Source organism: Leeia oryzae DSM 17879 (assembly GCF_000376945.1).
GTDB classification, from domain to species: domain Bacteria; phylum Pseudomonadota; class Gammaproteobacteria; order Burkholderiales; family Leeiaceae; genus Leeia; species Leeia oryzae.
Genome location: NZ_AQXU01000019.1, coordinates 132579 through 148883, shown reverse-complemented (window position 1 = coordinate 148883; position 16305 = coordinate 132579). Strand labels below are relative to the sequence as shown.

The window sequence follows — 16305 nt, the reverse complement described above, 5'->3', positions numbered from 1 at the left end:
CTTCTCTCAAGGATTCATCATGAAGTGATATACCGGCCCGTTGCTTAGAAAATCGAACGTCCGGTCATGGTGGTCAGCAGCTCCAGTGCCATGCCGCCCGCCAGCGAATTACCGTTTGCATCCAGGCCAGGCGACCAGACGCACACGGACGCTTCACCTGGAATCACCGCAACAATGCCGCCACCCACACCACTCTTGGCAGGCAAACCAACCCGAAACGCAAAATCTCCGGCAGCATCATAAGTACCGCAAGTCAGCATGACAGCACTCATGCGCTTGGATGCACTGACCGTCAGCAAGCGTTCACCCGTCAGCGGTACTTCTCCATGGTTAGCCAGGAACAGCGCCGCTTTGGCGACCTCCTCACAACTCATGGCTACCGCACACTGGTGACAGTAGCTGTTCAGCACGATATCCACCGGGGATTTCAGGTTGCCGAAGCTCTTCATGAAATGGGCCATGGCCGCATTCCGGGATGATGTAGCCAGCTCGGAAATGGCCACGTTCGTATCAAAGTTGATCGAGGTAATGCCTGTCAGCTTGCGCATGAATTGCAAAAATGCAATTTCTGCCTGAACGTAATGGCTGCTCAGGATATCGGTCACGACCAGTGCACCTGCATTCACAAACGGGTTTCTGGGCTTGCCTTGCTCGTATTCCAGCTGCACCAGTGAGTTAAACGGCGTACCCGAAGGCTCACGCCCTACCCGCTGCCACAAGTCCTCACCCAGTAGACGAAACGCCATGGTCAGCGTAAACAGCTTGGACATGCTCTGGATGGAAAACCGTTCGGTTGAATCACCCACGCTAAAACATTGTCCATCCACGGTCTGGATCGCCATGCCAAACTTGCCAAGCGGCACCGAAGCAAGTGCAGGAATATAATCTGCCACCTTTCCCTGATGGGTCAGCGGCGCCACTTCACGGGCGATGTCTTCCAGAATGGTTTGGTAGTTCATGTTCTTTTGCATGGCAGATTCATCCTTGGGGGATCATGACAATAAAATCTAATGGCAACCACTGCAATGGGTGAAACTACGGTGCCCGAGGCCGGATCAGATCCACCGGTACAAAAAAACCACCCGAAGGTGGCTTTTTTGTATCAGGTCAGCAAAGGACTTACTTACTTGCTGGCCAGCCATTCTGCGACGCTGGCCAGGGCTGCCGCCAGATTTTCTGGCTGGGTACCCCCTGCTTGTGCCATGTCCGGACGACCGCCCCCTTTGCCACCGACTTGCTGGGCAACAAAGTTAACCACTTCGCCAGCCTTGAAACGCCCGGTCAGATCAGCCGTTACGCCGGCAATCAGAGACACTTTGCCATCGGCGTGCGACCCCAACACCACCACGGCACTACCCAGTTTGTCTTTCAGGGTATCCAGTGTCTGACGCAAGGTCGGCACATCAGCACCAGCCAGTTCAACCGACAATAGCTTGACGCCATTCACAGACACAGCCTTTTCAACCAGCTCACCACTCTGGCTGCTGGCCAGTCTGGATTTCAGCTGTTGCAGTTCTTTTTCCAGCGCCTTGACGTTATCCTGGGTCTGGGTAATACGGCTGGTCAGATCTGTTACCGGTGCCTTGAGAATGGAAGCCGCTTCTTTCAGCAACTGGTCTTGTTGCTGTACCCACTGGACTGCGGCCTCACCTGTGACCGCCTCGATACGGCGAACACCTGCAGCTACCCCACCTTCAGAAACAATCTTGAAGAAACCGATATCACCGGTACGGTGAACGTGCGTACCGCCGCACAGTTCGGTAGAGAAATCGCCCATTTGCAATACGCGGACAACATCGCCATATTTCTCGCCAAAGAGTGCCATGGCACCGGTTTTGATGGCATCATCAAATGACATCAGGCTGGCGCTCACGTCATGGTTGGACATGACAACACGGTTCACGATGGCTTCGATCTTTGCAATTTCTGCAGCCGTCACTGGCTGCCCATGCGCAAAGTCAAAACGGGTGCGTTCATGGTTGACCAGAGAACCCTTCTGGCTTACATGCGTACCCAGCACTTCACGCAATGCCTCATGCAACAAGTGAGTAGCAGAGTGGTTGCGGGCAGTTGCCTGACGGCGATGCAAATCAATGGTCGCCTGCACGCTGTCACCCACAGACAATGCACCACGGCTCAACACACCGTGATGGCCGAATACGTTTGCCTGTATCTTCAGGGTATCCTGCACATCAAACAGCGCGTCAACACCGCCGGTGGCAGAAATTTCGCCAGTATCGCCAACCTGGCCACCACCTTCTGCATAAAATGCAGTGCAGTCCAGCACGACAATGCCGCTATCCCCTTTGGCCAGACGCTCGACTGGCTGGCCATCCTTATACAGGGCCAGTACGGTCGCATCGACACTTGCTTCGACATACCCTTCAAAAGTGGTTGCCGCGCCGCTGTAGTCGACATTACCCACCGACTTGAAGCTGGATGCAGCACGCGCACGTTCGCGCTGGGCTTCCATTTCACGTTCAAAGCCGTCCAGATCCACTTCAATCCCGCGTTCGCGGCCAATATCGGCAGTCATGTCAACCGGGAAGCCAAAGGTATCGTAAAGCTTGAAGATGACCTCGCCTGCCAGCACCTTGCTGTTGGCTGCCAGTGCGTCTTCCAGCACCTGCATGCCGTTTTCCAGTGTTTTGGCAAACTGCTCTTCTTCTGCTTTCAGTGCGGCAATCACGCGAGATTCCGCTTCTTTCAGCTCAGGATAAGCCTCGCCCATTTCGCGTACCAGATCTGGCACCATTTTGTGGAAGAAGGCTTGTTTCTGCCCCAGCTTGTAACCATGACGCACGGCGCGGCGGATAATGCGACGCAAGACGTAACCACGGCCTTCGTTACTTGGCAGCACGCCGTCGGTAATCAGGAATGAACAGGCGCGGATGTGATCGGCAATCACCTTCAGGGATGGCTGCTGCTGGCTGTATTCGATACCGGTTTCGCGTGCCGCTGCTTTCAGCAGGTTCACGAACAGGTCGATTTCGAAGTTGGAATGCACATGCTGCAAGACGGCAGACAAACGTTCCAAGCCCATGCCGGTATCGACAGATGGTTTTGGCAGCGGATGCAGCACGCCGCTTTCATCGCGGTTGAACTGCATGAACACGTTGTTCCAGATTTCGATGAAACGGTCACCGTCTTCATCCGGGCTGCCCGGAGGGCCGCCGGCTATCTCAGGGCCGTGGTCATAGAAAATCTCGGTACACGGACCACAAGGACCAGTATCGCCCATGGTCCAGAAGTTGTCAGACGCATAAGGCGCGCCTTTGTTATCGCCAATGCGGATGATACGGTCAGCAGGAACGCCGACTTCCTTGTTCCAGATGTCGAATGCTTCGTCATCAGAGGCGTATACGGTGACCAGCAGTTTGTCTTTTGGCAGGTTCAGCCAGGCGCTGCCGGTCAGGAATTCCCAGGCGTAGGTAATGGCTTCGCGCTTGAAATAATCACCAAACGAGAAGTTGCCCAGCATTTCGAAGAAGGTATGGTGACGAGCGGTATAACCGACGTTTTCCAGGTCATTGTGCTTGCCACCGGCACGCAGGCAACGCTGGGAGGTCACTGCACGGGTATAGCTACGCTTTTCAAAGCCCAGGAAACAGTCTTTGAACTGCACCATGCCGGCTACGGTAAACATCAGGGTCGGATCATTGCCGGGGACCAGTGGGCTGGAGGCCACAATCTGGTGATTTTTGCTGGCAAAGAACTCCAGGAATTTTTGACGGATTTCTGCGCTTTTCATGGGATAAGTAACTTATACCGGCGCTATTCACGCCGCGAGGTCAATAATAGTTCGATTTTCCAATGAAATGGGGTCTTCTGCCAATATGCAAATGCCGGTTTTCAGTGATTTACAGGTAAAAAACTCAAAGCGGTGAATATCTGTTACCATAGCGGCTCTTATTCAACCCACTTTTCAGTCGCGGGTTGCCTTGATGCCGGTTCATTGACCGGCTTTCTTGTAAGATCCTTATTGACCTATCGGTTTAGCCCGGACTGAATCCCCTTGTGGTGAGCGGCTCTAACCCAAGGAACCACCCCATGTTGTTTACAGAACTCGGCCTGTCCGAGGAAATCTTGCGTGCTATTGCTGCGCAAGGCTACACCACGCCTACCCCTATCCAGGCGCAAGCCATCCCTGCGGTACTGGAAGGCAAAGATTTGCTGGCAGGTGCCCAGACCGGTACCGGTAAAACCGCTGGTTTTACCCTGCCTATCTTGCACAAGCTGTCCAACCGCGCATCCAAGGGCCCTTCTGAAGGCCGCCCGCCAGTGCGCGCACTGATTCTGACCCCGACCCGCGAACTGGCGGCCCAGGTGGAAGAAAGTGTTAAAACCTACGGCCAGTTCCTGAAACTGACCTCGCTGGCCATGTTTGGTGGCGTGAGCATCAATCCGCAAATCAAGGCGCTTAAAAGCCGTGTGGACATTCTGGTTGCTACCCCCGGCCGCCTGCTGGATCACGTTAACCAGAAAACCGTGGATTTGTCCCAGGTAGAAATTCTGGTGCTCGATGAAGCCGACCGCATGCTGGACATGGGCTTTATCCGTGACATTCGCAAGATTCTGGCCCTGCTGCCGAAGAAACGTCAGAACCTGTTGTTCTCTGCCACCTTCTCTGACGAGATCAAAGGTCTGGCCCAGAGCTTCCTGACCAATCCGGACACCATTGAAGTGGCTCGCCGCAATACGGCGGCTGAGTCTGTTAGCCAGCAAGTGTATCTGGTGCCGAAAGAATTCAAACGTGCATTGCTGATTGACCTGATCCGCAAACACAACTGGTTTCAGGTACTGGTGTTTACCCGTACCAAGCATGGCGCCAATGCGCTGGCCGAGAAGCTGGTGAAGGCCGATATCCCGGCACTGGCCATTCACGGCAATAAGAGCCAGGGAGCACGTACCCGTGCGCTGGCAGAATTCAAGACCGGCAAACTGCAAGTTCTGGTAGCAACCGATATCGCCGCCCGTGGCCTGGACATTGACCAACTGCCACACGTGGTGAACTTCGAGTTGCCAACCGTTTCTGAAGACTATGTGCACCGTATTGGCCGTACCGGCCGCGCGGGTGCCACTGGCGAAGCAACGTCACTGGTCAGCCCGGATGAAGTCAAAGCCTTGCACGACATCGAGCGCATGATCAAACGGGAAATCCCGGCCATCAAGGCCGACGTTAGCGAACTACCGGTCGAAGTGCGGAGCGCGTCTGATCGTCCTGCGCCAAGCCATAACCCGCGCCGTGCAGGTGGTAGCCAGGGCGATCGCAACAAGCCTCGTTCTGGTGGTGGTCGTCCTTCTGACAGTCGTAACGGCGACAGTCGTCACGGCGACCGCCGTCCTGCAGCTGCTGCGGCAGATGGCAAGCCGGCACAAGAGCGTCGCGCGCCTCAAGGCCAGGGCAACCGCAAGCCAGAAGGCCAGCAAGCCCAGGCTCGTCCGCAGCATGCACCGCGGACACCAGGCAACAAGCCAAAGCAGACCCCAGCCTTGCTGGGTGGCAGCGGCAATGGTCGTAGCTGGTAAGGCGTTGTAACAAGCCAAAAAAAGGGCCGCCGGAAAACCGGACGGCCCACCACGACTGCAGAGGAAATCAATCTTTGCAACAATCAGGGGTAAGACAACATGTGTGTTGTGTTACCCCTGATTGTCTTCATGCGTTCAAATCACGCCTGCGCTTCGCAATGCGTTCAATGTATCTGTATCTTTACCCAGCAAATCTGCCAGTACTTCATCGGTATGCTGCCCCAGTAGCGGCGGCGCAACGTCATAGGTAATCGGCGTAGCACTCAAGCGCATCGGGCTTGCCACCAGCGGTACACTCCCCGCTTGCGGATGCGGTACGTTCACTTTGACCTGACGGTATTGCACATGCTTGTCTGCAAACGCTTGCGGAATATTGTTGATCGGTCCGCAAGGGATGGTTTCTGCTTCTAGCATTTCCAGCCAGTCTTGCCGCGGACGCAACTTCATGGCTTCGGCAATCATTGGCACCAGTACCTGACGGTTGCGTACCCGTGACTTGTTAGCCGTAAAGCGTTCGTCTTCTGCCCATTCCGGATGGCCACATAGCGCAGCAAAACGGGCAAACTGGGTATCATTGCCAACGGCCACAATCACGTGACCATCTGCCACTTCGAACACCTGGTAAGGCACGATGTTGGCGTGGGCATTGCCAAGGCGCGGTGGCGTAATGCCGCCGACCAGATGGTTGCTGGCAACATTGGCCAGCATGGCCAGCTGGCAGTCCAGCAAGGCGATGTCGATATGCTGGCCAATACCCGTCACCTGACGGTGGTTGAGAGCAGCCAGAATGGCGGTTGTCGCATACATGCCGGTAAACAGATCGGTTACCGCAACGCCAACCTTCTGCGGTTCGCCTTCCGGCGCACCGGTAATGCTCATCAATCCGCCCATGCCCTGGATCATGAAGTCGTAACCGGCACGTTCAGCATACGGACCAGACTGGCCAAAACCGGTAATCGAGCAATACACGACATCCGGCTTGATTGCCTTGATGCTGTCGTAATCCAGCTTGTACTTTTTCAGGCCACCGACCTTGAAGTTTTCCAGCACCACATCACAATGCTTCACCAGCTCATGCAGCAGGGCTTGCCCTGCCGGCTGGGTAAAATCGACCGTGATGGACTGCTTGCCGCGATTGGCGCACAAGTAATAGGCGGCTTCGCGGGTATCCTGCCCTTCCTGGTCTTTCAGGAAAGGAGGCCCCCACCCGCGCGTGTCATCCCCGTTACCCGGACGCTCTACCTTGATAACCTGCGCACCCAGATCGGCCAGATTCTGGCTGCACCAAGGGCCGGCCAGTACACGTGACAAATCAAGTACTCGTAAATGAGAGAGTGCGCCCATGCAATTATCCTTATCGCGTTTCCGTAACGTCAGTGACGATGCCGCTTAGCTGAATGCGGCAATCCCGGTCTGTGCACGGCCCAGAATCAGGGCGTGAACGTCGTGGGTACCTTCGTAGGTATTCACGGCTTCCAGGTTCATCACGTGACGGATGACATGGTATTCATCCGCAATACCGTTACCACCGTGCATGTCACGGGATACGCGAGCGATATCCAGTGCCTTGCCACAGTTGTTACGCTTGATCAGGGAAATCATTTCTGGTGCCCATTTGTCGGCATCCAGAAGACGAGCCACTTGCAGACAAGCCTGCAGGCCCAGCGTCACTTCAGTCTGCATGTTGGCCAGTTTCAGCTGGATCAGCTGGTTGGCGGCCAGTGGGCGACCAAACTGCTTGCGTTCCATGGTGTACTGGCGGGCAGCGTGCCAGCAGTATTCGGCAGCACCCATCACGCCCCAGGCGATACCGAAGCGGGCTTTGTTCAGACAACCGAACGGACCTTTCAGGCCTTTTACGTTTGGCAGCATGTTTTCTGTCGGTACGAACACTTCGTCCATCACGATTTCACCGGTGATAGAAGCACGCAGGGAGAACTTGCCTTCGATTTTTGGTGCAGACAGACCCTTCATGCCTTTTTCCAGGATGAAGCCGCGGATTTCACCTGCGTCGTCTTTTGCCCAGACAATGAACACGTCAGCTACTGGCGAGTTGGTGATCCACATTTTGCTACCGGACAGAGAGTAACCGCCGTCTACAGAACGAGCGCGGGTAATCATGCTGCCAGGGTCAGAACCATGGTTAGGTTCGGTCAGGCCGAAACAGCCGATGATTTCACCGGTGGCCAGACGTGGCAGGTATTTCTTGCGCTGTTCTTCAGAACCGTAGGCGTAAATCGGGTACATCACCAGAGAAGACTGCACGCTCATGGCAGAACGATAACCAGAGTCAACACGCTCTACTTCACGGGCAATCAGGCCGTAGGCAACATGGCCCAGACCAGCGCCACCGTATTCTTCAGGAATGGTTGCACCCAAAAAGCCCAGCTCGCCCATCTCTCTCATGATGCTGGTATCGAATGTTTCGTGGCGGTTCGCTTCCAGAACGCGCGGCATCAATTGCTCCTGACAGTAGCTGTAGGCAGCTTCACGCACCATGCGTTCTTCTTCTGTCAGCTGGTCTGATAACAAGAGTGCATCATCCCATTGGAAATTGAATTTGCTCATTTTGGTCTCCTTGGCTTTTTGGGGTTTTAGTTCCGCATTGCAGAACTAAATTTCACAATGCAAAAATGGTAACGCAAGCAGAAAAAAAAAGCAAAGCAGAAATTGCAAGAAATTGATCAATCGGTCAAAAAACAGAAAACAGGCTTGAATGTCCCAAACACAACCTGAAACAGACCTGTCTTAATGACCCGTCTGGCAGCCAATTCATGCATATAGTGAAGGGATATTCAGGTACGGGGAAAGTTGCTCGGCAGACGTCATTCAACCGTGGGTTACAGCAATAAATGGATGGTGGCACAACGAGGAAAACAACTCCCCTTGATGGCACAGATGATCAGTGCCATCAAGGGGTGAAGTCAGGCAGACCCGGAGAGCTCGGCGCCTATGCGCAGCACATCCTCTACCAGGGCATCTGCATGTGACATTTCGGTCCTGGCCCCGACAAAGCACGGGCGAATGGCCAGCTTGCCATTCACGATGGTGGTACTGGGCATGTTCTTGTTCTCTTGCAACAACTGGCGATGGATGCGCCGGTTCAGGCCATCCAGATCGGTGACCTTGTCAGACACATACCGGAAGCAGCAAATAGACAGAGTCGGTTTTTGCAGCAGTTCCAGATGAGGGTGTTCGCTGGCGACCTGCGCAATCTTGGAGGCCATGTCGTTGTGCCGGCGGATGCGCTCTGCCATGCCGGACACTCCGATTTCGCGGATCAGAGCCCACACCACCACGCCACGGCTGGGGGAGCTCAGTTCAACCCCATAATCAAAGTACGGTATGCCGAAGTCGTTCAGCGAATGCTCGGGTACCGGTGCATCTCCCTCTACCGACTCGACCGAGCCCTCCAGATAATGGGCGGGTTCCTGCATGAAAGCCCGCTTGAGCAACTCCCTGTCCCGGACAAACGTGGCGGCCACACCGACAGATGCCCCTAGCCATTTGTGCGGGTCTGTAATAACAGAGTCGGCAAGTTCCAGCCCCTGGTAAAGATGACGGATACGTTCATCCAGCATACCCGGCAGGCCGTAAGCACCGTCCACATGGAACCAGATGTTTTCTTCTTTGGCGATCTCGCCCAACGCCCGCAACGGGTCAATCTCCCCCCGGTTGGTCGTACCTGCATTGCCGACAATCGCCATCGGCAAGATACCGGCTTGCCGGTCTTTGGCGATGGCGTGGCGTAACGCATCTGGCAACATGCGCCCTTCTGTATCACAAGCAACGGCAAAAACCGCATGCCGTCCGAGGCCCAGCACGCCGGCAGATCGCTGAACGGTATGGTGTGCTTCTTCGGTCGCATAAATACGCACCGGCCGGTCTACGCCGTCCAGCCCGGGGTCTCGCCCCTGTTGTTCAAACGCAAACTGGCGGGCGGCGCCTAGTGCCAGCAGATTGGCAACCGAACCGCCACTGCTATACACCCCTTTCATGCTCTGCAGGCCAAACATGTCGGCCAGCCACTGCAAGGAGAGTTCTTCCAGCAGGTTAAAAGCCATTAGCGTATAGCGCTGGGGGGCTGCCACGCTGGCAGCGGTGGCGGCAAGGATGGCGGCGGTGGTACCGCCCGTGGTAATAAATGACGTGAACCCAGGCCTTGGGACGGCAGAACCGTTGGGGATGACATGCTGCAACAGCTCATCGGTCACCGCATCAATACCGATACCCTGCTTCGGTAATGGAATATCCAGATACTGGCGCCAGTGATAGCCCGGATGCAGTGCATCCGGATGCTTGAACTTGAGGTATTCGTCCAGCCCGGCCCCCAGCCGTGACAGCAAGGTTTGTAACCGGCCCGATTCGGCAAGATCTTTTGACATCTGAATCCCCCTGACTGGAAACAGCCTACCAAGGCAATATGTGATGTCTTACGCCGGCGGATTCCTGATGTCAAATATAGATTAGCTATCTGATCACTCTCTGTAACAGGCTTTATGCAATGAGGCGGGTGACCACATGTCATGCCCTGACCGCCAGGTTGGTACTTGCAGAGATGACCCAGTTACCTGGATGCCACAGCACGCAATAGCACCACCGGATTTTGGTGCGTTTTATCGGAAATGGACTGGATGGAATCTGTCGTCGTCACGGTTTGTTGAGATGCTTTGGCCAGTCTGTTGACCATTTCCTCACCGGATAAACCGAATACTGGTGCCGCATCTGCTATGGAGGCATTCATCAATAAAGTAGTGGCTTTACGGAATGGATTATCTTCTTCGCCTTTTGGATAAAAAACAAAGCTTGCAGAGACTATCAGAAACAAACCGATAAACAGCCGGGTTCTTGGTGTATTGGCACTATTGATAAACGGTTTTGAATTTTTCATGATATGCAGCACCATGGCGACCACAAATGCCAGCCCCAGCCATTCGTGCAAAGCCGAGACTTTGTCCTGCGCTAGATGAAAGAACATCATCACACCCGTGACCGCCACAATAAGGGACAGCGGGATGACTTGCTGGGTGGCGTTTCGTTTCAGGAAACCCGGGCTTACTGCCGGCTTGATGGTGCTTGCACTATTTGACATGATAATAACCCTTCTGATGTATTGCTGTTTATTTGCAGAAATTATAGATGCACATAATTTCCCAATAAATGGCACGAAGGTGTTTTTTACCAAATCATTCAATATTTACAAATAGATACAAAATGGAGTTTTTCTTAACGATATCTTTACAATAAGAAAGATATGCATATTAAAAAAATATATGAGTTTATATAATCGAATATATACAAGAAAATATTCTAAATTGAATAACCAGCATCAAGCATGATTTCATTCCCTTGCTTATCACGGCAGAGGTTTGCCGAGCCCCAGGTTTAATATCCCCTGAAAATCAGAAAGCAAAAGTGAGCTGTATTGCCGTCACCTCAGACGCTCAGGTTCTCCGCCTGAAAGCTCTCCAGCCAGGCGGGAAGTTCATGCGCCGGCATGGGTCTGGCAAACAGGTAACCTTGTACCTCGTCCGCTGAGAGTGCCTGCACCAGCTGATATTGTTTCTGCGTTTCCACGCCTTCGCACACCACTTTCAGCGAGAGCGCATGCGCCATTTTCACAATGGCCTCTACTATGCTGTCGCCCTCGAAGCCCAGCCGAGACACAAAGGCGCGGTCGATCTTGAGCGTGGTAAACGGCAAGGTATGCAACCTGGCAAGTGATGAATACCCGGTGCCGAAATCATCCAGATGGAAATGAATCCCGAGGTCGGCACAATATTTCATCGGCCCGATCAGGTTTTTTTCATTGGTTTCCAGCAAGGACTCGGTGATTTCCAGATTCAGCCATTCGCCAGAAAACTCGTGCTGTCGCAGAATCAGGGCCAGCTCTTCTACAAAACCTTCTTCCAGCAGCTCTTGTGTAGAGACGTTCATGGAAATGCGCAAACCGGGGTTTTGCTGAACCAGTGGCTTGCATTGGCGACAAACCTTGTGCAACAGGCTCAGGGTCAGTTTTTGCATGAGTCTGCCTTGCTCTGCAATCGGGATGAAAGTCCCCGGCATGACCATGCCAAGACGTGGGTGTGGCCACCGGGCCAGTACCTCGACAGAGCTTAAACAGTGATGGGCAATGTCAACAATGGGCTGCAGGTAAAAATCAATTGCCCGCTGCTGTATGGCTTCTATCAGCTCAAGCTCCAGCCGGTTGTTTTCTTCCAGCAGGGCCTGCATCCAGTCTGCGAACAGAATGACGGTATTTCGGCCGTGTTGTTTGGCGCGATACATGGCGATATCTGCCTTCTTGAGCAAAATAGCAGCAGAATTTTCGGCCACATGGGCGCCTTCAATAAACACCACACCGATACTGGCAGTCATGCGGTAGCTTATCTGGTCCACCATGACACCATTCTGCAAATGGAGCTTGATCTCTTCGGCCAGCAGCATGGCGTCTTCCTGGCGGTAGACATGTGGCATGAAGATGGCAAACTCGTCGCCCCCCAGCCGGGACACAGCATGCGATTTGCCAGACAGTGCCAATAAACGCTGTGCCAGCTCTTTCAGCAGGTCATCGCCAGCCGGATGCCCATGGATATCATTGATGTTCTTGAAAAAATCCAGATCAATGAGGATCAGCGCTATGCCAGCAACGGATGTCTCTGCGCGGTTGCAGACGGCTTCGATTCGTTGCTGCAACAAAATACGGTTTTCCAGCAAGGTCAGATGGTCGTGCGTGGCATCATAAGATAGCTGCTGATGATGGTCTTCCACCTTGGCCAGCAGGTCGTTGACGTGGTGTCCGAGACTGTCTACTTCATCGACCTCCTCATGCTGCAAGCGCATAGAGCGCCCTTCAGATTCATAGCGCCCCAGCTGCACACAATAATGCTGCAACCGTTTGACAACCAGCCGGGATAACCCCGTCATGATGACGACGGTCGCCACGGCAAAAATCAGGATCACATTGGCAAGCAGCAGGAAAAACGCAATCCAGCGCTCTTTGTTAGAGGGTCGTTCGCCCGCATAAGTCAGCGCATAGCCACTGTTTCGCGCAATCGCGGTGCTCATGACGGCATTAAAAGTATCCTCGCCAAAGCGTACGCCCGATGTTTGCACCGATGACACCGGCACAATCCGGAAGGGGCTGTTCGTCAACTTTTGCATGGCCGCCAGCCGCGCCGGGGTAATGACTTTGAGCATCAGCAAATAGCCTCTTTGCGGCCCTTTGCCATCGCTGTGCATGATCGGGGAAATACCCACCAGCATTTGCTGGTGCTCGACAGTCAGCCATTGACCAGCGTGTTTCTTCTGGTCAAGCTGCATCTGGATGTCTTGCCAGTTGATCTTCCCCAGCATGCGGGTGGTCAGATGGTGAAACGTCTTGGAAATGGTAACGGGCTTGTCTGACCATAAAAAGAAGGTGGGGGTGCCCACGGCGACGCGGACGGATTTATCCATCCGGATCATCATGAAAAGGTCGATATCCAGATTTTTCAGAACTTCAGGGGTAAAGGTCGAGGTATCGTAAGTCGGGTTCTCGGCCGTCATGTAGTTCCAGGAATCGTCCCACAGCGCGTAATCTGCCGCGGCACGGGAGAGGCCGGAAATACGGTCTTGCACCAGCGCGTCTGCGGCAGAAAGCTGTCCCATGATCTGCTGGGTTTCCAGTGCCTTGAAGCGGTAATCCAGAATCCACCATGACACCAGCGCGCCTGTCGTCACCGTCAGCAGCAACGTAATGCCGATCAGACGCAAGATCCTTGCATGGAGTTTGCCCCATGTGTACTGCGAGATACTGTCTACGACTTGCCGGGTTTTGGTTAACATTCATTCACGCCTGAAATGACACGATTTCTGTTCTGCTATTGGCCTACCGGAATTCAGGAAACAGCCCGTTACAAGCATCTATAACAAGATCATAAATGGCTTGTCCGGTAATTGTTTTGCGGTAGATCAGGTTGCCGAGTATAACGGCTCAATTGTGTGAACCTCAAATCATTTGTACAACCTGATTTCGATATGCTGCCAGCAGGTTAGAAATCGGGTTCGAACCAGGCATGCAGCAAATGGCTTTTGTGGTTTTCATGAAGAAAAGTGACATTTTTTTCATGAAAAGCTCTGGGCGAATACGCTGTTGACCCTGCGAACCCATTACAATGGATACAACATACAAATACGGCTTATTCCGTTTTTCATTGTTTGATCAACTATCGACCCGTTACCCGGATACTCACCTGACCATGTCCAAACTGTTTAATGCATCCAGATTCAGTCATAACACCCAAGGCATTATCTGGGTGGTGGGTGCCATGCTGGCATGGGCGCTGGTTGGGGCCTGCAATAAAGTCCTGCTGACTTACCACCTTGCCGCAGACCAACTGGTATTCGGGCGGGCATTGATGGTGCTGCTGATGATGTCCCCCTTGATCTTGCGGACCAAAGGCAAGATTGTGGCGACCAACAATGTGAAACTGCATTTGCTGCGGGGCTTGTTCATCACCATTTCTGCGTACTGTAATGCCTATGCGGTCACGCACCTGAGTCTGGCAGAAGCCAATGCGTTTCTGATGAGTGCATCGCTATTCATGCTGCCGCTGGGCTGGCTGTTTCTGGCCGAGAAATCGCACATGCTGCGCTGGATAGGCGTATTTATCGGATTTATCGGGGTGCTGATGATTTTGCGGCCGGATTTTGGCGGCTTGCAGTTTGCCGCGGTTCTGGCGCTGACCGCGGCCATGTCGGAAGCCATGCTGGGGGTTGTGCTGAAAAAAGTCAGTGCGCAAGAACGCTCCGCAGCCATGATCTTCTGGAGTTACACATCTAACTTTGTGGTCTTTGGCATATTGACCCGGTTTCATTTGCCAGCGCTCCCTGCTGCTGCCTGGGGCTGGTTCTTTCTGGCCGGGATTGGCACCCTTGGCATTTTTATCTGCTACATCAAGGCTTACCGTATCGGGGATGCCAGCGCAGTCGAAGCCGGCAGTTTCAGCCTGTTACTGTTCTCCCCCATTCTGGGCTATGTCTTCTTTGATGAAATCCCCCCTGCGTATTTCTGGTCTGGTTCTGCCGTGATGGTACTTGGCATCATCATTGTGCTGTTCGAACCCAAGCGACAGTCTTGACACAATCTGAACAACTTTTTACAAACCGGACATCATCTGGTTACGTTTGGCATTTAGCCTTGTAGGTAATGAAGGGACCACCCTTCTCTTATAAGGAGTAAATGGCATGACATTCAAAAAATCCCCCTTGGCTAAATTGCTTGTGGTTGCCGGCCTTGGCCTGGCTGCCGCTTATACCGTGTCTTATGCCGCCCCCCGGGATGCTGCGAACTGCCCGATGATGGACGGGCAAGGCGGACCAGACCAGATGGGCCGCAACATGGACAGAAAAATGGATCGCCGCCAGCATGGCATGGACAACCTGATGCAATCTGCCGGCATGACGGCAGACCAGCAGGCCAAGCTGAAAAAACTGGCCGATGATGCACGTACGTCTTCTGCCAGCCTGCGTGACCAGATGCGCAAACAGCATGACGAATTTCGCCAGTTGCTGGCAGCACCCAAACTGGACACCGCTAAACTGGAAGCAAACCGCAAGGCCCGTCTGGCCCTGATGGATACCGTCTCCAAACAGGAGCAAACCAACTTGCTGGCTGCACTGGCCATTCTGACCCCGGAACAAAAAGCGAAACTGGGTGACAAAGTCATCTGGATGTTGCGTGCGCCGATGCATGAGCGCATGCATGGCCGTGACGGCAAAGGGCCTGATCAAGGCTGAGAGCAGCCATGAAATAACCCTGTGTTTGATCTGTATTGAGGGGCTCGGCGTGTCGAATTCTCCCTGAAGACACGTCGGGCCTACTCTTTTTGGAGGGGGATGGATCATCTATCGACAGGTTAGCCCTGCGGCTGTTAATATTCCGCATAACAAAACGGAATTCCGCAAATGACAGATGTAATCCCGCAAGAAGACGGCAGTGATGCTGTCGAATCAGAAAGCAAAGACCGGCTGTTTGTGACTGCATTGGCCCGCGGCCTGATGGTGTTGCGCGCTTTTAAACCGGGCGATACCTGGCTGGGCAATCAGGAACTTGCACAACGTACCGGCCTGCCCAAATCTACCATTTCCCGTCTGACCTATACCCTGCTTCAACTGGGCTACCTGACGCAAGACCCGGATAACGGTCGCTATCGTCCCGGGGTGGCTGTTTTGGGTCTGGGCTATGCGGCTTTGTCTACGCTGGATATCCGTCAGGTGGCCCTGCCCCTGATGCGCGAATTGTCGCTGGATACCGGCTTGTCTGTCACGCTGGCGGCCCGTTCTGGCCACAACATGATATATATCGAGGCTTGCCGCGCGGCGGCCCGGGTTAGCGTCAAACACGATGTGGGGTCGAGTGTGCCATTGGCCACCACCGCTATCGGACGTGCCTGGCTGGCAGGCTTATCTTACCCGGAACGTCAGGCCACGTTACAACAACTGGCAGAGCACTACGGCGCGCGCTGGCCGGCCATGCTAAAACCGGTGAATGCCGCCATGGATTATTACAGCGAGCACGGCTTTACCATTTCGCTGGGCGAATACGAACCCGACATCTATGCCATTGGCGCGCCACTGGCCAGCAGCCAGCCAGGCCAGTCACACTTGTCGCTTAACTGCAGCGGCCCGGCATTCCGCCTGAATCAGGCCATTCTGGAAAATGAAATTGCGCCCAAACTGCTGGACCTGATCGACAAGCTGGGTGGCAAGCCCAGAGTTTGATGACCCGCAAGG

At 53.9% G+C, this 16305-nt stretch carries 11 protein-coding genes; 4 read left to right on the top strand and 7 right to left on the bottom strand.

The window, feature by feature from the left end:
• Window positions 1–44 precede the first annotated feature (44 nt).
• Both F552_RS0106355 and alaS read right to left on the bottom strand, forming a co-directional pair.
• Window positions 45–971, bottom strand: a complete 927-nt coding sequence (locus F552_RS0106355; protein WP_018150896.1) for a glutaminase — start codon at window positions 969–971, stop codon at window positions 45–47.
• A gap of 152 nt (window positions 972–1123) precedes the next feature.
• Window positions 1124–3751, bottom strand: coding sequence for an alanine--tRNA ligase (gene alaS, locus F552_RS0106350; RefSeq protein ID WP_018150895.1), 2628 nt, complete (start codon window positions 3749–3751; stop codon window positions 1124–1126).
• A 299-nt stretch (window positions 3752–4050) separates the two neighbouring features.
• Here alaS and F552_RS0106345 point away from each other — a divergent pair, with 299 nt between their 5' ends.
• Complete coding sequence (locus tag F552_RS0106345) at window positions 4051–5529, top strand: DEAD/DEAH box helicase (RefSeq protein WP_018150894.1); 1479 nt, start codon at window positions 4051–4053, stop codon at window positions 5527–5529.
• A 135-nt stretch (window positions 5530–5664) separates the two neighbouring features.
• Here F552_RS0106345 and F552_RS0106340 read toward each other — a convergent pair whose 3' ends face one another.
• From F552_RS0106340 to F552_RS0106320, 5 genes are all read right to left on the bottom strand, one after another.
• Window positions 5665–6873, bottom strand: coding sequence for a CaiB/BaiF CoA transferase family protein (locus F552_RS0106340; RefSeq protein WP_018150893.1), 1209 nt, complete (start codon window positions 6871–6873; stop codon window positions 5665–5667).
• Between the two features lie 45 nt (window positions 6874–6918).
• Window positions 6919–8097: an acyl-CoA dehydrogenase gene (locus tag F552_RS0106335; RefSeq protein ID WP_018150892.1), complete on the bottom strand. Its 1179-nt coding sequence runs from the start codon at window positions 8095–8097 to the stop codon at window positions 6919–6921.
• Between the two features lie 356 nt (window positions 8098–8453).
• Window positions 8454–9914 (bottom strand): pyridoxal phosphate-dependent decarboxylase family protein, encoded by a 1461-nt coding sequence (locus F552_RS0106330; protein ID WP_018150890.1) that lies wholly within the window; start codon window positions 9912–9914, stop codon window positions 8454–8456.
• Between the two features lie 182 nt (window positions 9915–10096).
• Complete coding sequence (locus F552_RS0106325; protein WP_156802241.1) at window positions 10097–10723, bottom strand: DUF4405 domain-containing protein; 627 nt, start codon at window positions 10721–10723, stop codon at window positions 10097–10099.
• A gap of 242 nt (window positions 10724–10965) precedes the next feature.
• Window positions 10966–13356 (bottom strand): bifunctional diguanylate cyclase/phosphodiesterase, encoded by a 2391-nt coding sequence (locus tag F552_RS0106320; RefSeq protein WP_018150888.1) that lies wholly within the window; start codon window positions 13354–13356, stop codon window positions 10966–10968.
• A 329-nt stretch (window positions 13357–13685) separates the two neighbouring features.
• On the opposite strand from F552_RS0106320, the gene F552_RS0106310 reads away from it, so the two are divergent.
• The 3 genes from F552_RS0106310 to F552_RS0106300 all read left to right on the top strand — a co-directional run bounded on the left by F552_RS0106310 (window position 13686) and on the right by F552_RS0106300 (window position 16293).
• The gene (locus F552_RS0106310; RefSeq protein ID WP_018150886.1) at window positions 13686–14651 is read left to right on the top strand and encodes a DMT family transporter; all 966 of its coding nucleotides are present in this window, start codon (window positions 13686–13688) and stop codon (window positions 14649–14651) included.
• A 106-nt stretch (window positions 14652–14757) separates the two neighbouring features.
• Window positions 14758–15309, top strand: coding sequence for a Spy/CpxP family protein refolding chaperone (locus tag F552_RS0106305; protein ID WP_018150885.1), 552 nt, complete (start codon window positions 14758–14760; stop codon window positions 15307–15309).
• A 168-nt stretch (window positions 15310–15477) separates the two neighbouring features.
• Entirely contained in the window at window positions 15478–16293 is an 816-nt protein-coding gene (locus tag F552_RS0106300; RefSeq protein ID WP_018150884.1) for an IclR family transcriptional regulator, read from the top strand.
• Window positions 16294–16305: the final 12 nt, after the last annotated feature.